We start from the raw sequence: 23,363 nt of genomic DNA on the forward strand, positions 1-23,363 counted from the left end.
AGCCGTCCATTAGCAAAACCACACTCAATGAACATTTTAATACTAGGTTCCGGCGGTCGGGAACATGCACTTGCCTGGAAAGTAAAACAAAGCCCAAAATGCGGTAAAATTTTCATTGCACCTGGTAACGGCGGCACCCATAAGGTGGGTACCAATCTGGAGCTAGACATCAAAAACTTTGATAAAATTGGTGATGCCATCATCAAGCATAAAATAGATATGCTCATTATTGGACCGGAAGACCCACTGGTGAATGGGCTGGTGGATCATCTACAATCCAATAAAGAATTCAAAAAGCTCCGTATCATTGGCCCTAATGCCCAAGGGGCCAGACTGGAAGGTAGTAAGGAATATGCCAAGGAATTCATGAAAAAATATAGAATTCCAACGGCAGATGCGAGGACAGTCACAAAAGATAATCTGGAGGAAACGATTAAATATATGGAGCGTCTTGAGCCACCATATGTATTAAAGGCAGATGGACTTGCAGGCGGAAAAGGTGTAATCATTACCGAAGAGCTCGAAGACGCCAGAAAGTCATTAAGAAATTTAATTGAGGATAAGAAGTTTGGGGCCGCTAGTGAGAAGGTGCTCCTAGAGCAGTTTCTTAAAGGCATAGAAGTATCCTTTTTTGTTATTACTGATGGTAGAGATTACCGTATTCTCCCGGAAGCAAAGGATTATAAACGAATTGGAGAAAAAGATACAGGTTTAAATACCGGCGGAATGGGAGCTGTATCTCCCGTAGTTTTTGCAGATCGTGCCTTCAAAGAAAAAGTTAATCAACGGATTATCAAGCCGACGATTGAAGGACTGAAAAAAGAGAAGATAGATTATTGTGGTTTTGTATTTTTCGGATTGATAAATGTTGGGGGAGATCCGTACGTGATAGAATATAATGTACGGTTAGGCGATCCTGAAACAGAGGTGGTTTTGCCAAGGATTAAAACCGACTTTTTGGAATTACTAGTTGCTGCAGCGGACAAAAATCTGATTGACTCAGAAATAGAGTATGAACGATTCACAGCTTCAACCGTGATGTATGTGAGCAGGGGTTATCCAGAATTCTACGAAAAAGGACATGAAATTACCATTGGAGATATTAGAACAGTACTGCCCTTTCATGCAGGAACCAAAGTGCAGGATGATAAACTTATTACAAATGGGGGCCGAGTAATAGCGCTGACTGGCTTAGGCAAAAACCTGGGTGAAGCGCTAAGCAAGTCATACGCCGGAGGGCGTGAGGTGAATTGGGAAGGAAAACGATACCGGGAGGATATTGGTTTTGACCTCAAGGGATTGGGACAGTAGATTCGTGGTTTTCTAATTCTATTTTCCTGAAGATATCTTTTAGATTACAGAATTATGGGATGTGCTAGTTGTGGTACAGGAGGATCGGCCGGATGCAAAAACAACGGCCATTGCAGCACAGGAGGTTGCAATAAACTCAATGTGTTTGATTGGCTATCGAACATGGATGTACCTGCTATGCACCGATTCGATGTTGTGGAGATCCGGTTTAAGAATGGAAGAAAGGAATTCTTCCGCAATGCCAAAAAGCTGGATATTGTTACCGGAGATGCAGTCGTTGTTGATGTCCCTAATGGGCATCACATAGGATATGTTTCCATGCAAGGTGAGCTGGTGAGATTACAGATGTCCAAGAAGGGAATCAAAGACAATGAGGAGGTAAGGGAGATTTACAGAAAAGCCACCTCGCGTGATATGGAAAGATGGGACGAAGCTCGCAATCGAGAAGAGTCTGTTATGTACCGTACCAAAGAGATTATCCAGAGCACAAAACTTGAAATGAAGCTTACGGATGTGGAGTTTCAGGCTGATGGAGGAAAGGCTACTTTTTTTTACTCCGCAGAGGGACGTGTCGACTTCCGGGAGCTAATCAAAATACTAGCAGGAGAATTCCGAATTAGGGTAGAGATGCGCCAGATAAGTGTTCGTCAGGAGGCAGGTAGAATTGGAGGTTTGGGGGTTTGTGGCCGTGAGCTTTGTTGCTCTACCTGGCTGACAGATTTTAAAAATGTCTCCACTTCAGCAGCCAGATATCAAAACCTTTCACTTAATCCGAGTAAGCTTTCAGGTCAGTGTGGCAGATTAAAATGTTGCCTCAATTATGAGCTGGATACTTATATGGAAGCATTGGAAGATATTCCAGAGGTCGAGTCGTTGCAAACACATAGAGGGGTAGCAAAACTTCAGAAAACAGACATCTTCCGTAAGATTATGTGGTTCGGATATGCCGATGACAATAATTGGTTTTCTGTAGATGTTGATCGGGTTAAGGAAATACTTGCCCTGAATAAGAAGGGCAAAAAGCCGGCTTCATTGCAAGAAAATGAAATGGAAGTTGAAGCAGATATTTCTTCCATTAATAGTGACCTGGAGGCAATGGATAAGAAGTTTAGTGGCAAAGGGAAAAAGAAGAAGAAAAAGAAGCGTAATAAATTTAAAGGAAGAAAACCACAGCAGAAGAAATCTGAAAACCCTTAGATATGAGATACCTCGTCATCATTATGTTATTTTTCACACTTGTAGCATGCGACTCCAGCAGAGTGTATGAGGATTTCAATGATTTGGAGGAGGCTTTTTGGCATTTGGATTCGGCTCAGTCATTCTCATTCGAAATCGCAGACACTACCAGGTCTTACAATCTATTGGCGACCTTCAGAAATGCATCTTCATACCCATTTTACAATCTATATTTTCAATATACCCTGGAGGATTCATCAGGTCTTATATTAAATCAACAACTGAAAGAAGTTGAGCTTTTTGACCCTAAGACAGGGGAACCATTTGGTAGTGGTTTGGGGGATTTATTTGATCATAGCTTTGCGTTGGAAGAGAATTATCAATTTGATAGTCCGGGTGAGTACACCCTTTTGTTGGAGCAATATATGCGTAGAGATACTTTACCTTTTATCCTTTCAGTGGGTGCACGGGTGGAGTTTGCGAAGACTAATTAGCGTGAGTTTGATATAAACTACCGTGAAAAAAATCCCCTTGAGGGGATTATAGGGGTGTTTCATAGATGAATCTAAGAGTTTAAGTTATAAAAAAAACCTCCTAGCCTACTCACGTTAATTAGCATACAAAAACTTTCGCATCTTTTCTTTTGCAGCATCGGCATCCAGCCAAAATTCACGGCTATGGAACCTGACATGAGGCCAGTTTTTCATGATGAGATGGAAATGCTGAAAAGCATAAATCTGCTTTGGTGAAAGTGCCTGATAATATCGCTCGTCATCTGTAAGGATTAGGCCGGTGTATGTATCTCCTTTCTTTGCAGATAAATCAGCAAATGGCAGCTCCTTTGCCAGCTCAAATCCCTCAAACTCATGGAAAGATTTTTCCTGAATCTTATTTCTTAAAAACCAATCAACATGGTGCTCTTCATATTCGGGAAGGTGAGGCTTCCACTTTCCAATGCTTACATCCCATGCATATTCCAGATACTTCTTTAAAAGTTTTGGACCTTCATTTTTGGTGTCTTCTGTTTTTAAGAACTGAGGGAGGATGCTACACACAATCATGACTTTTTCCCTGGCACGGGTCACAGCTACATTCAATCTGTTTTCACCCCCTTCGGCATTCAAGCTCCCAAACTGAAGCTTAATTTTCCCTTTCTTATCTGGAGCATAGCCAATGCTAAAAATGATGATATCGCGCTCATCTCCTTGTACATTTTCGATGTTTTTTACAAAGAGTGAATCAGGGATCAATAGGTTTTTATTGGCAGACTCTTCTTCCAGTAAGTCCATTATAAGTCCCTGCTGTCGGTAATTGAAAGTGACAATACCAATTTCTTTGTCCGGGTGCTTTTTAAGCAGTGATAAGGTTTGGGCGACTACTACTCCAGCTTCCACTTCATTCACCCCATCGTCCCAAATACCTTTTGTTTGTACATATTCAATTCCTGGCTCATGCTTGTTTACATAGGCATAGTCGGGTAAGAGCCGAAGTTTTCCTTTGTAAAAGTGTTCATTCGAAAAATCGATGAGCTCCAGGGATTTGCTTCTGTAGTGTCCTGCCAAACTGACTTCCGGCAGGTAGTGTTTGGTAAGATCAAGAAGTGAATCAATCGCCAGCTCCGGGGTGTCATCATCCTCATCATCCCACCGTACTCTGTATAAATCACTAGGCTGCAGCTGCATACTATCACCGGTCACTACTATTTGACGACCTCTATACATTGCAGGTATACCACGTTCTGCAAAGCATTGTGAGGCTTCATCAAAAATGACCAAATCAAAACTCTCTCGCATTGGAAAGATTGCAGATGCACTTTCGGGTGAACACATCCAGCAAGGAAGTAAAGTGAATAGCTCATCAGAAAATTCTGAAATAACCTTTCGTATAGGCCATATTCGACGTTTTTTAGTAACCTGATGTTGTAAATCCCGATAGGTGACACGATTTTTCAGTCGGTTGTATTCTATGTTTTCATAGGTCTTCTCTCGTGATTTTAAGAGCAAAATTTCTTTGCTTGCTTCTCTTTTCGCTTCGATCTGATCTCGTAGTTCATCAGCCAGTGCATCCAATTTACCAGAAGCCACATTTCGTAAGTCCGGATATTTTGATTCGATATGATCTATCCAAGCCAGAGAAAGGCTGTTTCTAAAAAGCGATAATCCTTCCTCAATAGTGACTGCATCACTTGAAGTTATTTCATCCAGTACCTTTTGCTCTTCAGAACTTAGTTCTGATTTGAGTTTATGATATTCACAGATGGCATCAAAGTCCTTCTTCAAAAGCTTCTCAAGCCTGTGTGGATCTTCCTTTTTTAGAATAATTGCCCGAATTTGATGCACATTGATGTAGCGCCTCCATAGTGCAAGTTGCTGAGGTACTTTATGCACAAGCGAAATGACCTGATCCAGACGCCTATGATAACTTTTATGCTCAAGTTTACTCACCGGAATGTATTCGTTAAGGGATCGAACCGTTTGAGCTACTGTAAACATATTTAGCCCCATTTTTTGCCAATAGAACCAATCCTGTAAATCAATTTTTCTAAAACTGGAAGGGAAGCCATGAAGCCATGTGTTGTCTTGAATTAGGGACAATGAATGTTCGAAATTGAGTCGATTATCCACGCGCTCAACCAATACATTAAATCCTCTCTTATTGCTTTTTAACTCATTCGCTACCATGACGCGTTTGAGGAAGGTTTTCTCTTTTGAAAACAAGCTCCACTTGAGCCAGCTGAAAGGATTTTTTCTGGCTTTCATAGCTGATCGTAACACCTCCTGAAATCGTCCGAGGTTTTCAGACTTGAGTGTGCTTTCAAGACCCACACCCCGGAAACATGCCATCATGATTCGTTCGGTCTGTGATAACCAATTGAGATCTTTTGTTGGTTTTTCAGCATGCAGATGTTGATAAACTTTATAAACAGCATCCTCTTTTAGTCCCTCAAATACTTCTATGAGTTCGGGGAGTTTATTGGATAAGTATTCACCCGTTTCAAAATCAAGAGGTTGCGAACAGAATTCTTTTGACTTGCCGAGTAGAAGCTCATTGAAAGCTGGCACTTCATAAAGCACACTCTTCAGCTTCATGAGGTCATTGGTCTGAAAGCCGGCAAAAGAAGGCCCTTTAGCCCAGAAATGCGTTCGCTTTTCAAACTTATCAAAATAGGTAAGGTAGGTTTTAAAAGTTCTCTCCGTTTCAGCCAGATTTGAAAAATGAAAAGCGCGGTACTCCAGGTTCATACTGAAGCTGGGTAAATCCGGACTGCTGGATAGGTATAGTTCTTTGGCTGACTTACCGCATTCAGACTCATCAAAAAGAGCTTCTCTGAATTCCTGGAGCTCCTCCACAATTTGATCAATTCGTCTGCTGGCTTGTAAAAAGCCCCGCTCTAGCTGTATAGCATCCAGGCTGTTGTTTTTCTTTTCATAGACTTCCACCGCTTCTATCTGCTGATCAATTTGTTCATAGATGGGCTTCCGATCGTTTTTAAAGTCATGCACGAGTGCTACAAAATCATGCATTTCCTTTTCTTTCAGTCGCTGATAGACCACATCCAATGCAGCCTTTTTTTGACATACAAGCAGCACGTTCTTACCTCTGGCAATGAAGTCACAAATCAAATTGCTGATCAGCTGAGACTTCCCCGTTCCGGGAGGTCCCTGAACGACAAGAGAGTTTCCTTTTTTTATTTCTTTGAGCGCGTGTTCCTGATAGGCGTCAAGTGGGAAAGGAGTGAAAGTGTTTTCTTCATTTACCCGATCGAAAAGTGCTAGCTGAGTTTCATTTTCTTTTTTAATCTTTTTCACAAAAAACTCTTCCAGATCTGTATCCATCTGGTCTTCCAAGAGTTTCACATAGTCAGGAACCAGGTAGGAACCGGATTGAGGAAAAATGCCTAGAACGGCCTGAGGAAACATTTTCAGAGCTCCAGTTTTCTCACTGGATTCAAGCTGGGACTTTTTTAAGTCGGTAAAGTTTTTGAGCTCGTCTGCGAAATTTTCCTGATTGAAGTTTAGCTCAATGCCACTGTGCTTGATGAGTTCATAAAGCTGGGTTCGAAATACGGTATCATCACGATCATAGTCGTCAATTACGGTTTCGATCAATTCCTCATCTAATGGAATTTGATTGTAATAGGAATAGGCCAAAAGGAAGGTCTTGTTAAGGGTGATGTTCACATCGTCCCTTCGCGATAGATACCAAACATTTCCTTCCTGCTCTATGGAAACCGGGAAAAAAAGGAGCGGACACCTGACCAATGTTTCATCCGAAAATTTTCCTTTTATAAAAGGCCATCCGATATATAAATCCTTAGCTCCACGCTCTTCGAAAATGAATTTTTCAATGCGCTTAATTTTCTTTAAGCGTTTACTTAGCTCATTGGCAGACTTATTTCTACTATCAACCTCACTGCAAAGCGGAATTTTTTTTTGTTGCTCTATGAGGTTTTTAATTATTTGAAAGCTTGCTTCATTCTCTGAGTAGTCAAAATCATGTATATCAATGAATTGATCTTTTAGAAGTCGCAGTAAAAGCAGTGAGCGATTATTCCCGGAAAGATTGCTGAGCCGCCTTAAATATGACTTGAGAATTTTTTGCATAGCCTTATTCCAAATATGGCTTTAATCTCAGGAAAGTACGATCATCCAATGCCTTTATTTTCCTCAGGTCCTCAGCGCTTGTGAAATCTCCATGCTGCTCCCGATAATTAATGATGATCCTGGCAAGATCATAATTGATGTATGGGTGTTTTATCAAGGTTTTAATCGAGTCTGTATTAATTTCAATTCGCTTAACACTAGATTGAATTGAAAAATGTTTGGCTAGCTCACGAATGGTCTCCGGATGTAGGCCGTAGACTTCATGCAGCTGTGTAGTATCTGTAAAGCCTCCTAATATGTCCCTGTATTTGATGATTCGTTCAGAATATGCAGGACCAATTCCTTTTACCTTTTGCAAATCCAGCGCATTGGCAGTGTTCAAGTCTGCAACTATAAAGGGCTCATCCCCTGGTAATTTTTCCTTTGCCGGTTTGGATTCCTTTTTTGCAGAAGCATTCTTCTTAGCAGGGTAGTAAACAGTCTTGTCAAATTCCTCTGGCTTTTCCTTTCTAATTTCATATGAAGCATGGACGGTTCCGATCCACTCCAGAGCGGATGAATCTGTTGGAGAGTATTTGTGTTTTTTTAATTGGTTGACCTTATAGTTTTTGAAAAGGAGCGCCATTAAAATGATTAAAATCAGGACTAGCGTGCCCTTTGATTCTGTCTTGGTGAAGCTAAGTGCCCTTGATATGGCATTGATTAGGAATTTAAGCATTATTTAAAACGATTCTAAATAAGGATTAGCTGATTTTTATCACAACCAATATACATAACCTGCTGTTATTTTTGCGTTTGTAATCGATTGAGATGGAAGGATTTAAGGCAATAGGACTTTCGTATAAGAATGCACCCATAGAGATTAGGGAGAAGGTAGCGTTTAGTGAGTTAGAAGCTGGTGATTTCTTAATGAAACTCAAGGAAGTCTTCGCGATTGAAGAAGCATTGTTGGTTTCGACCTGCAACAGAACGGAGCTTTACTTCACCTCACCTGTTGAGGTGACTTCCAAAATAATTTCACTCATTGCAGCTTTCAAGTCTCTCACCGCATCTCAACTAGAAGCTTCATTTATTTCTTATGATGGAGTTGAAGCTTCAAAACACCTTTTCAATGTTGCATTAGGACTTGAGTCACAAGTGCTGGGAGATATTCAAATAAGCAATCAGGTAAAACGTGCCTACCAGCAAAGTGCAGACTTGAATTTAGCCGGACCGCATTTGCATCGTTTGATGCACACGATTTTTTATGCAAATAAAAGAGTAGTCCAGGAAACAAGACTTCAGGATGGAACAGCATCAGTTGCATCGGTAGCAGTAGATTTGATCGGAGGATTTATCAGCAATATTGAACGTGCCCGAATTGCACTGATTGGACTTGGTGAAATTGGACAAAATGTATTGGAAAACCTGAATACGGATGAGACATCAATCACGCTCGTTAATAGAACCAAATCGAAAGCAGTTAAACTTGCTGAAGGACGGGATATTGCAGTTTGTGATTTTGATGATCTGGATCAGGTAATTTCTGATAATGATGTAATCATTTCAGCAGTATCAAGTAAGAATCCAATCCTTACCTCAGCTAGCTTTAGTTCAAAGTCCATTCACAAGCTCCTGATCGATCTTTCCGTACCGCGAAGCATGGATCAGGATTTGGAGAATGTTCCGGGGATTTCTCTTTACAATGTTGATCAGTTGACGGAGCGCACATTAAAGGCAAGAAAAATTCGTGAAAAATCTATTCCTGATGCTGAAAAAATCGTAGAAGAGGAGCTAGGAAATTTCATGAGCTGGAAAAGCGAAATGGAAGTTTCACCAACAATTCAGCGATTAAAAAGCGCGCTGGATCAGATCAGGAAAGAAGAACTTGCTCGGCATAAAAAATTATCAACTGAAGAAGTTGAATTACTTGAAGTGGTAACCAAGAGCATGATTCAGAAAGTGATCAAACTGCCTGTATTACAATTAAAGGCAGCTTGCAAGAGAGGAGAGGCGGAAACATTAGTTGGGGTGCTCAATGACCTGTTTAACCTTGAATCTACTGACGTAGAAAAGAAATAACCCCGCTTTATATTTGCTGCGGGAGTATGCGATACCACATATCAGTTTTATTTTTTGTTCTTAATCTAAACCTTCAGGCAGAGCAGTTTACTGTCTTTGAAGAGGGAGGATATTTTGGTATTAAAGATCAGGCAGGGACCGTCACTGTTCCAGCCGTTTATGAAAAGCTTGGGTGGTCCAATGGGTCAATTAAGGTTTATAATGGGGTCATAGGTTTCAGGCAAGACAAACTTTGGGGACTTATTACTGTACGAAATAAAGCTCTGACAGGCCAAAAATTTTACACCATTGATCCTATATCAAATAACTACTTTAAGGCATCAATCAAAGGGAAGTTCAGCAACCACCTGTTTCATGGGGTTCTGGATGATAAAGGTCGCACAGTCATTAGCTTCAATTATTTCACGATTGAGTCCTTTAGTGCTAATTGGCTCGTGAGTGTTTTTGATGGAAAGGAACAAAAATTCGGAGTTGTTTCATTCGAAAACAAAATCATCGTTCCACCCAATTATTTATCTGTTGAAGAAAAAAACAACCTTTTACTCTGTAGACAGAAGGGGAAAAAAATCGATTTATTCAATGCCCGTGGAGTTAATTTGGAATTAGGAATTGATTCCTTGACTTATAACCAGGGTTGGATAGTTTATCGGGATGGTTATGCTGGCTTTTTATCTAAAACAGGTGAAACTATGCATGACTTTGATTACAAGACTATTCATGTTATGAACGGAGAACCGGAAGCTATCCGTTTCCCGGAATGGACGGTATATCAAAGTGATTCTGTTTTTCTTAAGTGGGAGTGCGACTCACTGGAGCTAAGTCAGAATGGCCTTTTTGTAGCGTATCTGAATGGTGCCCACCATCTACTTTTGAAAAATTCTATGCTACTTAATAATCACGAGTTTTTACTTAAGGATGCCTCAGAAGCTCATTTGGTGGTACAAAATAGCAAAACACGGGAATGGAATCTTCTCAGCAATGCCGGGGAGGTTTTATTTGGCGGTTATGATTCAATCTATGCCAATGGCAACTACTTTGCAGCATTGAAGGGTAAGGACTGGAGCCTGGTGGATAGAATAGGGGTTAGCCAGAATCGTTTTGACCTTCAAAAGTTGATACAAGGCCTTGATGAACAATTTATTGGTCAGAGAAACGATTATTGGGGCATTATTGATCCAAAATCAGAAAGCACTACAGCTTATAAATATGACAGCATCATCGCTTTGGAAAATGTGTATCTGGTGTCATACCTTAATAGATGGGGTGTAATGAATAGGGAAAACTCATGGGAGATCAGGCCTGAGTTCAATGAAATTATTTCCATAGGAAAGTTCTTAATAGGCCGAAGAGGAAATGCTTACACCGTCTATAATCAAGGGGAACTACTGCTTAAAACAGCATGGAAACCAATAAAGGAGATGGAGGGCTTTTTGCTATTGAAAAACGAAGGTATGTATGGATTGATGAATGAATCTGGTGGGTTAGTAGTGTACCCAGAGTATGACAGCATAAGGGTTTGGAACAATCATTTTGAATTGAGAAATAATGGAGTCGTTTCATTAATTTCTGGTTCTGGCAAAAAGATTTTAAATCAGAATGAAAATTATCAACAAGTAAGAGGATTCAGTGAAGGGTATTTTTTAGTGGAAAAAGAAAACAGATGGGGTTTTGTAGACGAACAGGGAAGGTTGAGAATAAGCAACAGGTACGATAATGCCCGTGTATTTAATGAAGGCAGGGCGCCAATTAGTCTAAGAGGAAAGTGGGGATTTATTGACTATGAGGAGAACTTGATTATTCAGCCCTATTATGAAAACACCTCACAATTTATAAAAGGACTGGCAGTTGTTCATCGTAACGGAAAATCAGGTCTTATTGATAAAAATGGAACCGAAGTTTTAGAACTTATTTGGAAATCAGTTCACCGATTGAATACGGGTAATTATATTGTGCAGGATATAAATGGTCAATATGGCTTGGTGAATGAGGACGGAAGTTTCATTTTAAGACCAGCTTATGATCATCTATCGGATTTCGAAAACCAGGTAGTGGTTTCGAAGCGAGGCGCCTGGGGAGTCTTGGACTATTCCGGGCAGCAAATTTATAAGATTAACCATGAGGATGTTAAGGTAGTTGGTGAATTTACCATGATTAAAAATTGACTACCTAAATCTTCTAAAACTAAAACGGGGTAACACCAGCTAAGTAACCCATAACTATGGATTTCAATCAACTTCTGGAGTCAGTCAACCAGAATATTAGTGAGGCCGTATTTCGAAGCGATAAAAACGGTCTTATTTACGTTAACAAGGCTTTTGTTAAAATGTTTGGGTTCGCCTCCGAAGATGAGGTGAAAAATCTTCCCATTACTAAAATGTACAAAGATCCTCGTGATCGAAGTAGGCTTATTACCAAACTGAACGCAAATCACTCTTACGAAAATGAAGAAGTAACTTTTTTAAGGAGGGACAAAAGTGAATTTACGGGACTGGTAAGTACCATAATGCACGAAGATAAGGATGGTAACTTGTTTTGGGATGGGGCAATTCGAGACGTGACCAAGGAGCGGGAATTTTTAGATCGAATACGCACCCGTGAGCAATTACTCGAGAGTATAAACCGAAATATAAACGAGGCAATATACCGGAGCGAAAGCCAGAAGGGTATCATATATGTCAATGACGAATTCGTGAAAATGTTTGGCTATGATACGGCTCAGGAAATCATGGATATGGATCCGATGGAATTGTACCGAGATCCAAAAGAGCGTGCACAGATAGGTGAGGAGATTCTTTCATTGGGCTCTATTGAGAATAAGGAAGTAGAGTTTAAACGCAAGGATGGCAGCAACTTCTGGGGTTATCTTAATTCAATTAAAATAGAAGGTGCAGATGGGAAGGTATATTTTGATGGTGCTGTAAGAAACATAACGAAAGAGAAAGAAGCAGAAAAAGCATTGATGCGGTATGCAGAGATGCAGCGAATCCTCATCAACCTTTCTACTAAGTATATTGATTTGCCACTAGAGGAAGTGGAGCAGGCAATCAATGATTCTCTAAGGGAATTAGGGGAATTCGTGGGTGCAGATCGTTCGTATGTTTTTGACTTTAATAGAGATAAGGGCATCTGCAGTAATACGTTTGAGTGGTGTGCTGACGGTATTTCGCCGGAGATTCAAAACAATCAAAACCTTCCACTTGAAATCATGCCTGAGTTGGTCAATGCTCATCTTAAAGGCAATCCCATGATTGTGGATGACGTAAGAAAGTTAAAGAAGAAGGATTTCAAGAATTTGCTAGAGGCCCAGAAAATTAAAAGCCTGATGACAATGCCTATGATTCACACAAAGGATTGTGTGGGGTTTGTGGGGTTTGATTGGGTGAAAACACATCACGTTGCTAGTGAAAAAGAGGTCTTGCTTCTCGAATTATTTTCAGAGATGCTGGTCAATATTCGAATCCGTTCTCACAATGAACGCGAGCTTCACAAGCTTTTTAGTAAGACAATAGAGCAAAATCAGCGCTTGAAAGATTTTTCTTATATCACCTCACACAACTTCCGATCTTCCGTAGCAAACCTGGTTGGCTTACTGTCAATCATCGAGGATGATCCTACAAACAAAGAGTATTTTGAAATGCTTAAGGCAACAGCATTAAAGCTAAACCTGGCTATTGATGCGATCAATGATCTTTTAAACTTTGAGAAGGACATTTCAATGCTTGAAAAAGAGCAAATAAACCTTCTAGACGTTGTGAACGATGTAATTCTTTTAAATAGAAAATCAGCAACAGAAAAAAATATTGAACTAGATGTAGATATTCCTAAAGACTTAACGCTCAGAATTCTACCTGCCTATTTGCAAAGTATTTTGCACAACTTAATTACCAATGCGATGAAGTATGGTGTAACTAAGGACAGACGAAAAATAAAAATATATGCAAAAAAAGAAGCAAAAGAAGTACTTTTAACAGTTGCTGACCAGGGAAGGGGAATCGATTTGGATCGATTTGGAGGGAAGATGTTTCAGCTGGGGTCTAGGTTTCATCCTGATGAAGAGAGTGGTCACGGGATGGGGTTGTATATGACCAAACAGCAAATTGAAGCAATCAATGGTCGCATAGAAGTAGAAAGCAAAGTTAACCAAGGAACCAAGTTTAAGGTGTATTTTAATGGGTAATCCAAATAGAATATTGCTAGTAGACGATGATCCGATCTTTTTAACATTAGCGGAGCTAGCAATTAAAAAAGAACGAGCATCAATTGAAATTTTCAAAGCCATGAATGGTGAAGAAGCCATTGCATTTCTGAAGTCACATTCTGTAGATATTATTTTTCTGGATTTAAATATGCCTGTCATGAACGGCTGGGAATTTCTTGATGCTTTGCCACAGGTTGAGAACCGAGGAGATCAAATCTATGTGCTCACCTCTTCAATAGATCCATCAGATCAACGGAAAGCAGATGAAAACCCATACGTTACTTCCATGTTGGAAAAACCGCTTGATCGAGAAAAAATAGCCGCTACACTATCTTAATCAGGAAACAGCTCAAGCTGACTTGGTAATAACTGAAAACTCATCCGGTGGTGGGGTGTGCTTCCCATCTCTTTTAACCCATCACGATGGGCTCTTGTAGGGTACCCTACATTCGTTTCCCATCCATACCCCGGAAAGTCAATTGCCAGCTGTCTCATGAGATCATCCCTGTATGTTTTAGCTAAAATCGATGCTGCGGCAATAGAAAGAAACTTTCCATCACCTTTTATTATGCACTCATAAGGAATATCACTTGCTGGTTTATATCGGTTGCCATCAATCAGCAATAATTCAGGTGTCACCTTTAGTTTTTCAATAGCCCGGTGCATGGCGAGGTAGCTCGCATTCAAAATATTTATGTCATCAATTTCCCCTGGAGAAGCTACACCAACCCCCCAGGCGATAGCATCGGAAATTATATCTTTCTTTATTTCCAATCTTTGTTTTTCTGAAAGTTGCTTGGAATCATTAAGCATTTTATGCCTGTATTTTTTTGGGAGAATTACAGCTGCAGCCACTACAGGTCCGGCCAAACAACCACGTCCGGCCTCATCACATCCGGCCTCAATTTTTTCTTTCTGAAAGTAGGGTCTGAGCATCGGCTCAAATTTATAAAATGAGTTAAGCAAAATTGATGTTTACCTATTGTCTATTAAAAATTAGTTAATCGGTGAAGCTTTTTGAAAAATTTACCGTCTATACCGTAATACACACTACAAACACTGCTAATCACTTAAATGAAAAAACTTGCTTCGGGCATTTTGCTAGTCTTATCCACTATTGCCCATTCCCAATCTCTCACACAGACTATAAAAGGACAAATTACAGACGAACAATCAGGATCTCCCATAATCGGAGCTACTGTTCAGATTTTAGGCAGCAGTCCGCCAATGGGCGGCATTACAGACGTTGATGGATTTTTCAAAATTGAAAAAGTGCCTATTGGTAGACAGACATTAGGAATTTCATATTTAGGATACGAGTCGATTACCATCCCTGATATTTTGGTAGGAGCCGGGAAGGAAGTAGTTATGAATGCTAAGCTGATAGAATCTCTACAGCAGCTTGATGAGGTGGTCGTAACTTCTGAAAATCAGGAAAAAGGTCAGCCTAGAAATGAACTAGCGACTATTTCGGCCATCTCACTTGGGATGGACGAGATCAGCCGATTTCCTGCCACGTTTGACGATCCTGCCAGGGCAGCTTTAACTTATGCTGGTGTCCAGACTGGTGGAGATGATTTGCTGAATGAGATTGTAATCAGAGGAAACTCTCCTAAGGGAATTTTGTGGAGACTTGAAGGTGTTGAAATCCCCAATCCAAATCATTTCACAGCTATTGGTTCCTCCGCAGGCGGGATCAGTATGTTGAGTAATAACATGCTTGCCAATTCAGATTTCTTTACCGGGGCATTCCCTGCTCAGTATGGAAACGCTACCTCAGGCATTTTTGACTTACAGCTCAGACAGGGAAATTTTGACAACCACGAGCATGCTATTCAAGCGGGTTTATTGGGAGTTGCTGCTGCTTCCGAAGGGCCGCTATCAAAAAGTAAAAGAGCATCCTATCTTTTCAACTATCGTTACTCAACTTTAGCCCTCCTGACAGAATTGGGACTTGATATTTTAGGTGAAGAAGAGGATATCACTTTTCAGGATCTATCATATAAGGTAAGAATACCAACTAAAAAATTAGGTTCTTTTTCGTTTTGGGGCTTGGGTGGAAGAAACACCTATCAATTCATCCCCAACGAGTCGTCGGATAATTGGGAAAATGATGTGGAAAGCCAAAATACTGGAGCTGCAGGAGTTACTAATGTCTTTTATGTGAATGAGGATTCCTTTTTCGAAACCATAATATCCGGGTCTTATAATCAACTCATGAGCAATTATGATTCGCTTGATGTTTTAACCCTGGAATCCAGTGATTTTATCGAAACACAGATGCGATTTTCTACCTATTTTAATCATAAATTCTCAGCTCGACATACCATGAGAGTAGGCACAGTTTTGAGTCGGCTGGGTTATAACCTCAGCAATACATACTGGAACAGGCAAGAACGTCAGTTTGTAACTCCTCTTGATGAAGACGATCATGCAGGGTTTTATCAGGTGTTTGGCAACTGGCAATACCGAACGAGTGATCAATTCACTTTGAACTCAGGTCTTCATTTTTCACATTTTGCTATAAATGGAAAAACGTATGTAGAACCAAGATTAGGTTTTAAGTGGGATAGGGGATCACACATTATTTCAGGAGGAATAGGCATGCACAGCAGGATGGAAACCATTGCTTTATATACTGCAAGACAGTATCTGGAAGATGGATCTTATGTTCAAAACAATAAGGATCTTGGATTTACGCAGGCATTTCATTCTGCTCTTGGTTTCGAAAAAATGCTAAAACCGAAACTTAGGTTTAAAGCTGAGGTCTATTATCAGCACTTATTCAATGTTCCAATCTGGCCGAATGATACAACTTCCGATTACCGACTCCTTACATTTTCGACTCTAAATACGTTAGATGGCTACACCACAGATGAGCTAGCAAATGATGGAACAGGAAAGAATTACGGAGTAGAACTAACACTTGAAAAATTTCTAACCAACGGATTTTACATGCTCAGCACAGCCTCCTTATACAGGTCGAAGTATACAGGTTCTGATGGGGTGGAGCGAAGCACACAATTTGATGGTGGATATATCTATAATTTTTTGACAGGCAAGGAGTTTAAAGTTGGGAAAAGTGGAAACAACACGCTGAGTTTGAACGGGAAATTGATTTTTGCTGGAGGTAAAAGACAGGCACCTATCAACATTGTCGCCTCAATCAATGAAGGTCATACAATCTATCGATATGATGAAAATTATGACCTCAAATTAGACGGATATTTCAGGATGGATTTTGGAATCAGCTACCGAAAAAACAGAAAGCGAACAACATCGGTAATATCACTTGATATCCAAAACCTGACTCAGCGGGAAAATGAATTCTTTCGATACTATAATGTGGGTCAGCGAAGGATCGAATCTGATTCACAAGTCAGTTTTTTCCCTAATCTTAGCTATCGAATAGAATTTTAAAACTTCTCAATTGTAAGAGCGGCTACATTGTTACCTTTTGAGAAACCTATTGGAATGAGATTACCGTACATTCATTAAAATTGAATCATGAAGTATATCGCATTAATCGCCGGTCTTTTACTGTTTAGTTGTCAATCTCAAGGAAATGATAAGGAAGCAAAGACAGCAACTCAGGAAATAAACTATCAAGAATTGGATACCGCTACATTTGCAGGCGGTTGCTTTTGGTGTGTAGAAGCCTCTTTTGAGCAAATTCAAGGAGTTGTAGAGGCTGTTTCTGGATATGCCGGTGGAGATAAAGAATCAGCTGACTATGGATTAGTCAGCTCGGGCAGAACAGCACATGCAGAGGCTGTTCAGGTTTATTTTGACCCTTCTGTTATCGATTATGAAACGCTTCTTGAAATATTCTTCACGGCTCACGATCCCACTCAGCTAAACCGTCAAGGGCCGGATGTAGGATCACAATATCGGTCAGAAATTTTTTATCATAATGAAGAACAAAAGCAGTTGGCGGAGGCTAAGATGAAAGAGCTGGCTCCCGATTTTTCAAATCCAATTGTAACCAAAATGAGCAAGCTAGATGGTTTCTTCATGGCAGAAGAGTACCATCAGGATTATGAAGAAAAGCATCCGAACAATGGCTACATTGTAAATGTTTCCCGCCCTAAAATCGAAAAGGTTGCTAAGAAATTCAAAGACCGATTAAAGAAAAATTAGGGTATCATCCCGGACCTGTCTGTCCGTCAGGCAGGCTCGATCCGGCATCTTTCTTATTTGAGAAATAAGATTCAATCGCATCCACGGCACACTTCTTCCGTTCTCCTTCAATACCGGATACTTTCGCATAGGGCAATTTGTTATCCTCCAGATACTTTTTATACACTTCAAAAAAGTGCTTTCTCAACTTTGGGTGCTCTCGTTGTGGATCTGGTGTCCAGGGGATATCGATATTGTTAAGTAAATAAAAATCGTACTCGCGCTCATTTAACTGCTCCTCTATCCAGGCATCAGTTTCACCATACTTATGATCGCTCCATATTTTAATCACGATCAAATTGGTATCGCAGATTAGATACTTGTTGGCATATTCAGCTTTTTCGTCTTCCCATGAAAGTTGCCCTTCAGCAATTGCTTTCAGATCATGTTGCTGATACTCTCCATCTAGTCTGTCCAAATAAAACCGTGCATACTCCGGTACCCATTCGGTATCGTAGTGAAAGGCCAGATGCTGGCAGAGCTCACTTTTGCCTGTTGACTCTGGTCCGATGATTGCTATTCTTTTGATCATTTAATTCACTTAAGTGTCATTTCGAATGAAATGAGAAATATAAGTTGATTAGTTCTCACCCATCATCAATTTACGCTTCCAGGAAACCCAACCCATGACAGCCAGAGCTGTGAAAACCATGAATTGCAAACTGGTAAATGGTAGTCCTTTATAGATATAAAGTGGAATAGCGATCAGGTCACAAGCAATCCAGAATAGCCAATGCTCAATTTTTTTCAACGCCATCAGGTACATTCCGGTGATCGCAAGGCCGGTGGTGATAGAATCAAGGATGGGCACATTACTGTCAGTGAATTTGATCAGGAGGATATAAATGAAGACTGCTGCAAACACAAAAGTTGAAATGTTCACCACATGACCCCATCCGGTACTCTTTGTTATGGGGATTTGGCTCCTGCCAATTTCTTTGGTGTTTTTCCAATTCCACCAGCCATATATACTCATGAAGAAATAGTAAGTGTTGATACCTGTTTCTGCATACAAGCCATACTCGTAAGTGAGGTATACAAAAATCACCACACTAACGATCCCAAAGGGATAAACCAGTATTTTTTCCTGTTTACTAAACCAAACACTGAGGATACCGCAAATCACGGCAATAAACTCAAGCCAGGTAGTTTCTAATAGTTGATAGTAAAATGAACTCCAGATATCCATACGTTTGAAATTGAAATTAGGCTGTTTGGTACTTACTTTAACTACTATTTCTTCAATAGCTCGATAAACAGGTTGAGCCTGTCTGCCGACAGGCAGGTACTTGCTCATCCATATCGTAAAAATATGTCTTGTGATAGTACTTATTCTATACAACCGACATAATTTTGCACGGCAAATAATCATAACAGTTCAGTATTATTTGCCATGACGATAAACGACAAATTCCTCTTCGAAGCGCTCACCTATGATGATGTGCTTCTCCTCCCTGGTTATTCTGAAGTACTTCCACGTGATGCAGACACATCTGCGCAGATCACGAGAAATATCCGATTAAATATCCCATTGGTTTCCGCTGCGATGGATACCGTTACAGAGGCCAAGCTGGCCATTGCCATGGCATTGGAAGGTGGAATCGGCATTATCCACAAAAATATGTCGATTGATAAACAAGCCATACAGGTGAGAAAAGTGAAGCGATCTCAAAGTGGAATGATACTTGACCCCATCACCTTACATGTGGACGCAACAGTAGCCGATGCGGAGGCGATCATGAAGGAAAATAAAATTGGTGGAATTCCTGTCATAGATAAAAATGATAAGCTTATTGGCATTGTAACCAACCGGGATTTACGCTTTGAAAAGAAGCCTAAGAAGCCTGTGAAGGACATCATGACGAAGGACAACCTGATTACAGCAACTGCGGAGGTTGGACTGAATGAAGCAGAGGCAATCCTACAGGAGCACAAGATTGAAAAGCTTCCGATCGTCGATAAGAATGGCAAACTGACCGGGCTGATTACCTACAAAGACATTCTAAAAAATAAGGATAGGCCAAATGCATGTAAAGATGAGTACGGTCGATTAAGAGTCGGAGCAGCAGTGGGTGTCACACCAGATATTGAAGATCGTATTGCTGCTTTGGTGAAAGCGGGAGTGGATCTGGTATCAATAGATACAGCACATGGACACTCGAAAGGAGTGATTGACATGGCGAAACGAATCAAGAAGGCATTTCCTGATCTCGAGACAATAGTTGGAAATATTGCGACAGCAGATGCTGCTAAGGCTTTGGTAGAGGCTGGTGCGGATGCGGTGAAAGTAGGTGTTGGACCTGGTAGTATTTGCACCACCCGGGTAATAGCAGGGGTAGGTGTGCCTCAGCTTTCAGCCGTTTACGAATCCTCACAGGCAATCAAAGGTTCAGGGGTCCCTATCGTAGCTGATGGTGGCATCCGATTCTCAGGAGATGTAGTGAAAGCCATCGCCGGAGGAGGAAATACGGTGATGATTGGATCATTGCTGGCTGGTACCGAAGAAGCACCGGGAGAAGTGATCCTGTACGAAGGAAGAAAATTCAAATCGTATCGAGGCATGGGTTCAGTGGAAGCAATGGAAGAAGGCTCCAAAGATCGCTACTTCCAGGATGCAGAAGATGACATCAAAAAACTAGTACCGGAAGGGATCGTGGGACGTGTACCGTTCAAAGGTTCTGTTCAAGAAGTGCTTTACCAGATGGTAGGTGGCCTTAAGGCAGGAATGGGCTACTGCGGAGCAGGAAGCATAGAAGCCTTGCAAGAAGCCAAGTTTGTGAAGATCTCAGGTGCAGGTGTAGCAGAGAGCCATCCGCACGATATTCATATTACTAGAGAAGCGCCGAACTATAGTAGGAAATAATGGTTTGATTTATATTGCGATGTGTTTTCGATTTTTAAGAATAAAGAACAGGAAGCTTACTCATCGTCTAAATGGTTGTTGATACTATTATCAGTATTTGTAGCTATTCTATTTATTCCATTATTACTAACCTCTTTCTCAATTATTGATTTTACTGAAACAGGGGAGATTGGTGATACTATCGGAGGTATTACAGCACCTTTTATCGGATTTCTAAGTGCTTATTTGGTTTATAAAGCTTTTGAAGAACAAAGAAGGGCCAATAATTATCAACTAAGGTTGATTAAAGCCCAACTTCATGACAGAGAATTCACCATTTTCTTTAAGCTAATCGAAGATTTACAATCACTTTCAAAAAGTCAAATTAAAAGCAATAATCAGCCATATGAAATGGAACACTTTTGTTTTCAAGTAAATCAAGGTAATATTCTTCTTGAAAAAAATAATTTGCCACAGTGGCTCATAGTATTTGAACAGTTTATAGATCAATTTATTTTCACTCTTGATTTTATAAACCATTCTAATTGCGATTCGCTTGACAAACAATTTTTCAAGAATAAAATAAGAGTCGATTTTGATCGAATTATTCAAGCATTGTGCAACTTTTCATATCAGAAAGCTCTTATTAGAGATACAGATGAGTTCGTATTGGTTGAACCTATCTTTGATAAGCTTGATTGTTTAGTTAAATTTAGAGAGGAGATTATAAGAGATGAGGAAAGTAGTTACAAATATTAATAGACTCAAAAATGACGGTTATTTAGCCATGTTCAGAGTTCATACAGTAGCCAATGCTACAATTGATCAAGTTCGTAATGATCCTGAAATAAGATCTTTGTTTGGAAAAAATTTTGATTTAGCAACAACGAGTCTAGAAAATGTCTTTCTTCTAAAGACTGACCTAAGAGTTATAGCTTAGCCACCTCTGTCTCCCCACCTTTTGTCAAATCACCAATCTTCACTTTGATGTTGGCATCCAGTGGAAGGAATAAATCTACCCGGCTACCAAACCGAATGAAGCCAACGTGTGAGCCCTGGTCTACCGCGTCACCTACTTGAGGGTAGAAAGCGATTCGGCGCGCTACAGCGCCGGCGATCTGACGCATCAGAATAGTCACACCATTTTCTGCTTTGAAGCCCACAGATGTGCGCTCATTTTCTGTGCTGGATTTTGGGTGCCAGGCTACTAAAAATTTGCCCGGATGGTATTTGAAGAAATCTACTACACCTTTGATTGGGCTTCTGTTCACGTGAACATTCAGCGGTGACATGAAGATGGAAACCTGAATGCGATCTTCCTTATGATATTCACCCTCATATGTTTTTTCAATAACGACTACTTTTCCTTCAGCAGGCGCGTAAACTACTCCATCTTTTGGCGGAGTTACTACTTTTGGAAATCTAAAGAAACGGACCACCAGGATCATGAAAATGATAGCCGCTACTGCAAGGATCATTTGAATGATGAAGATCGGGATCAACCAATAGAGCAATGCATACAGACCTCCTGTAAGCACCGCCATTAAAGGGATCATCTTTAAGCCTTCCTTGTGTAGTCTCATTTATTATTTATCTAAAATAGAACGTCATTCCGAACTTGTTTCGGAATCTGATTGTGAAATCATGAATAACATCCCCCTAGCCCCCTTCAAAGGGGGAATCGCACGGCTAAAAACCGCCGCGATATTTATAAGTCTTAGCCACTTTATCAATCGCCACGATGTAAGCCGCAATACGCATGCTCACACCATACTCTTCAGAGGTAGCGTATACTTTATCGAATGCTGTCTTCATGATACGATCTGATCGTCGGCTTACACGCTCGCGTGTCCAGCCATATCCCAGTCTGTTCTGTACCCACTCGAAGTAAGATACGGTCACACCACCAGCGTTGGCTAATATATCCGGAACAGCCAAAATACCTTTTTCATTCAGGATCGCATCCGCTTTTGCAGAGGTAGGTCCATTGGCACCTTCGACGATCATTTTTGCTTTAATCTTATCCGCGTTTTGCTTGGTGATTACATCCTCAATTGCTGCCGGAACGAGCACATCTACCTCCAAAAGAAGTAGTTCTTCCGAATCGATTTTTTCGGCACCCGAAAAACCTTCAAGACTGCCGTTATTTCCATTTCGGTATTCAATGGCTTTCTTGATGTTGATTCCTTCCGCATTGTAATATGCTCCTGAAAGGTCACTGACAGCTACAATGTTCACGCCCCTTTCTTCAAGTAGTGTTGCAGCCCATGAGCCCACATTTCCAAACCCTTGTATCGCACAAGTAGCTTTGAATGGATTAATTTTTTGTTTTTCCATGGCAGCAAGAGCCGAGATCATCACACCTCGACCTGTTGCTTCTTCTCTGCCCAATGAACCTCCTAGCACGATTGGCTTACCGGTTACTACGGAGTTTACAGTCATGCCCTGATTTCTCGAATACTGGTCCATCATCCAGGCCATTTCTCTTGGTCCTGTTCCCATATCCGGAGCAGGGATATCCCTATCCTTTCCGAATACATCGTGCATGGCTTGTGTAAACGCTCTTGTAAGACGTTCTACCTCCCCGGCAGACATTGCACGTGGATTACACTTTATACCTCCTTTAGCACCACCGTACGGGATGTCCACCACGGCGCACTTCCATGTCATCCAAGCAGCCAATGCTTTTACCTCATCGATGTTCACATCCATGTCGTAACGAACACCACCTTTGGACGGGCCTAAAATGGTGGAGTGAATGACACGGTAACCTTCAAAAACTTTAATAGATCCATTGTCCATCGTGACAGGCAAAGACACAATTACCTGCTTGGCAGGGGTCTTCAACACGTCATACACTTCTTGATCCAAGCCAAGATGCTCAGCCGCAATCTGGAAGCGTGACATCATGGACTCAAATGGGTTATCTCTGTCCTTTATTGGCGCGGGTTCTATATATGCCATAGGAATAAAATAAAAGGGGTCTGTTGTT

The 23,363-nt window shown here is 40.7% G+C and carries 18 protein-coding genes; 11 read left to right on the top strand and 7 right to left on the bottom strand.

All coding sequences use genetic code 11. From position 1 onward, the window contains the following. Positions 1 to 27: 27 nt before the first annotated feature. Genes purD through RIC88_RS09105 form a run of 3 tightly spaced genes read left to right on the top strand, consistent with a single transcriptional unit; the run spans position 28 to position 2,981 of the window. Entirely contained in the window at positions 28 to 1,311 is a 1,284-nt protein-coding gene (gene purD, locus RIC88_RS09095) for a phosphoribosylamine--glycine ligase (protein ID WP_350217226.1), read from the top strand. Positions 1,312 to 1,365: 54 nt separating this feature from the next. Further along, positions 1,366 to 2,508 (top strand): PSP1 domain-containing protein, encoded by a 1,143-nt coding sequence (locus tag RIC88_RS09100; protein ID WP_350217227.1) that lies wholly within the window; start codon positions 1,366 to 1,368, stop codon positions 2,506 to 2,508. A gap of 2 nt (positions 2,509 to 2,510) precedes the next feature. Beyond that, entirely contained in the window at positions 2,511 to 2,981 is a 471-nt protein-coding gene (locus RIC88_RS09105) for a gliding motility lipoprotein GldH (RefSeq protein WP_350217228.1), read from the top strand. Positions 2,982 to 3,095: 114 nt separating this feature from the next. On the opposite strand, the gene RIC88_RS09110 is transcribed toward RIC88_RS09105, so the two are convergent. Both RIC88_RS09110 and RIC88_RS09115 read right to left on the bottom strand, forming a co-directional pair. Continuing rightward, entirely contained in the window at positions 3,096 to 7,091 is a 3,996-nt protein-coding gene (locus RIC88_RS09110) for an AAA domain-containing protein (protein ID WP_350217229.1), read from the bottom strand. Between the two features lie 4 nt (positions 7,092 to 7,095). Further along, positions 7,096 to 7,809 carry a ComEA family DNA-binding protein gene (locus tag RIC88_RS09115; RefSeq protein ID WP_350217230.1) on the bottom strand — a complete coding sequence of 238 codons (714 nt, stop codon included), beginning with the start codon at positions 7,807 to 7,809 and terminating at the stop codon, positions 7,096 to 7,098. Positions 7,810 to 7,901: 92 nt separating this feature from the next. Between RIC88_RS09115 and hemA the strand changes: the two genes are divergently transcribed. From hemA to RIC88_RS09135, 4 genes are read left to right on the top strand one after another with little or no spacing between them, the layout of a single operon-like run. Then, positions 7,902 to 9,152, top strand: coding sequence for a glutamyl-tRNA reductase (gene hemA, locus RIC88_RS09120; RefSeq protein ID WP_350217231.1), 1,251 nt, complete (start codon positions 7,902 to 7,904; stop codon positions 9,150 to 9,152). 26 nt (positions 9,153 to 9,178) lie between these two features. Further along, positions 9,179 to 11,314 (top strand): WG repeat-containing protein, encoded by a 2,136-nt coding sequence (locus RIC88_RS09125; protein WP_350217232.1) that lies wholly within the window; start codon positions 9,179 to 9,181, stop codon positions 11,312 to 11,314. 56 nt (positions 11,315 to 11,370) lie between these two features. Then, positions 11,371 to 13,329, top strand: coding sequence for a PAS domain S-box protein (locus tag RIC88_RS09130; protein ID WP_350217233.1), 1,959 nt, complete (start codon positions 11,371 to 11,373; stop codon positions 13,327 to 13,329). Further along, positions 13,322 to 13,687: a response regulator gene (locus tag RIC88_RS09135; RefSeq protein ID WP_350217234.1), complete on the top strand. Its 366-nt coding sequence runs from the start codon at positions 13,322 to 13,324 to the stop codon at positions 13,685 to 13,687. Before RIC88_RS09130 ends, RIC88_RS09135 begins: the two co-directional genes overlap by 8 nt. Here RIC88_RS09135 and rnhB read toward each other — a convergent pair. Further along, complete coding sequence (gene rnhB, locus RIC88_RS09140) at positions 13,684 to 14,286, bottom strand: ribonuclease HII (RefSeq protein WP_350217235.1); 603 nt, start codon at positions 14,284 to 14,286, stop codon at positions 13,684 to 13,686. The genes RIC88_RS09135 and rnhB overlap by 4 nt on opposite strands. A gap of 138 nt (positions 14,287 to 14,424) precedes the next feature. Between rnhB and RIC88_RS09145 the strand changes: the two genes are divergently transcribed. Both RIC88_RS09145 and msrA read left to right on the top strand, forming a co-directional pair. Then, entirely contained in the window at positions 14,425 to 16,770 is a 2,346-nt protein-coding gene (locus RIC88_RS09145) for a TonB-dependent receptor (RefSeq protein ID WP_350217236.1), read from the top strand. Positions 16,771 to 16,857: 87 nt separating this feature from the next. After that, positions 16,858 to 17,490, top strand: coding sequence for a peptide-methionine (S)-S-oxide reductase MsrA (gene msrA, locus RIC88_RS09150; RefSeq protein WP_350217237.1), 633 nt, complete (start codon positions 16,858 to 16,860; stop codon positions 17,488 to 17,490). 4 nt (positions 17,491 to 17,494) lie between these two features. On the opposite strand, the gene RIC88_RS09155 is transcribed toward msrA, so the two are convergent. Together RIC88_RS09155 and pnuC are read right to left on the bottom strand one after the other, a co-directional pair. Then, positions 17,495 to 18,061: an AAA family ATPase gene (locus RIC88_RS09155; protein WP_350217238.1), complete on the bottom strand. Its 567-nt coding sequence runs from the start codon at positions 18,059 to 18,061 to the stop codon at positions 17,495 to 17,497. 48 nt (positions 18,062 to 18,109) lie between these two features. Then, on the bottom strand, positions 18,110 to 18,826 hold the full coding sequence (pnuC, locus tag RIC88_RS09160) for a nicotinamide riboside transporter PnuC (RefSeq protein ID WP_350217239.1): 717 nt from the start codon (positions 18,824 to 18,826) through the stop codon (positions 18,110 to 18,112). A gap of 96 nt (positions 18,827 to 18,922) precedes the next feature. Between pnuC and guaB the strand changes: the two genes are divergently transcribed. Continuing rightward, positions 18,923 to 20,392 carry an IMP dehydrogenase gene (guaB, locus tag RIC88_RS09165; protein WP_350217240.1) on the top strand — a complete coding sequence of 490 codons (1,470 nt, stop codon included), beginning with the start codon at positions 18,923 to 18,925 and terminating at the stop codon, positions 20,390 to 20,392. Positions 20,393 to 20,413: 21 nt separating this feature from the next. Next, entirely contained in the window at positions 20,414 to 21,130 is a 717-nt protein-coding gene (locus tag RIC88_RS09170) for a hypothetical protein (protein ID WP_350217241.1), read from the top strand. A gap of 170 nt (positions 21,131 to 21,300) precedes the next feature. On the opposite strand, the gene RIC88_RS09175 is transcribed toward RIC88_RS09170, so the two are convergent. After that, entirely contained in the window at positions 21,301 to 21,954 is a 654-nt protein-coding gene (locus RIC88_RS09175) for a phosphatidylserine decarboxylase family protein (RefSeq protein WP_350217242.1), read from the bottom strand. A gap of 106 nt (positions 21,955 to 22,060) precedes the next feature. Beyond that, complete coding sequence (locus tag RIC88_RS09180) at positions 22,061 to 23,335, bottom strand: Glu/Leu/Phe/Val family dehydrogenase (RefSeq protein ID WP_350217243.1); 1,275 nt, start codon at positions 23,333 to 23,335, stop codon at positions 22,061 to 22,063. Between the last annotated feature and the right edge of the window lie 28 nt (positions 23,336 to 23,363).

It is taken from the genome of Ekhidna sp., assembly GCF_040220215.1.
Taxonomy (GTDB): Bacteria; Bacteroidota; Bacteroidia; order Cytophagales; family Cyclobacteriaceae; genus Ekhidna.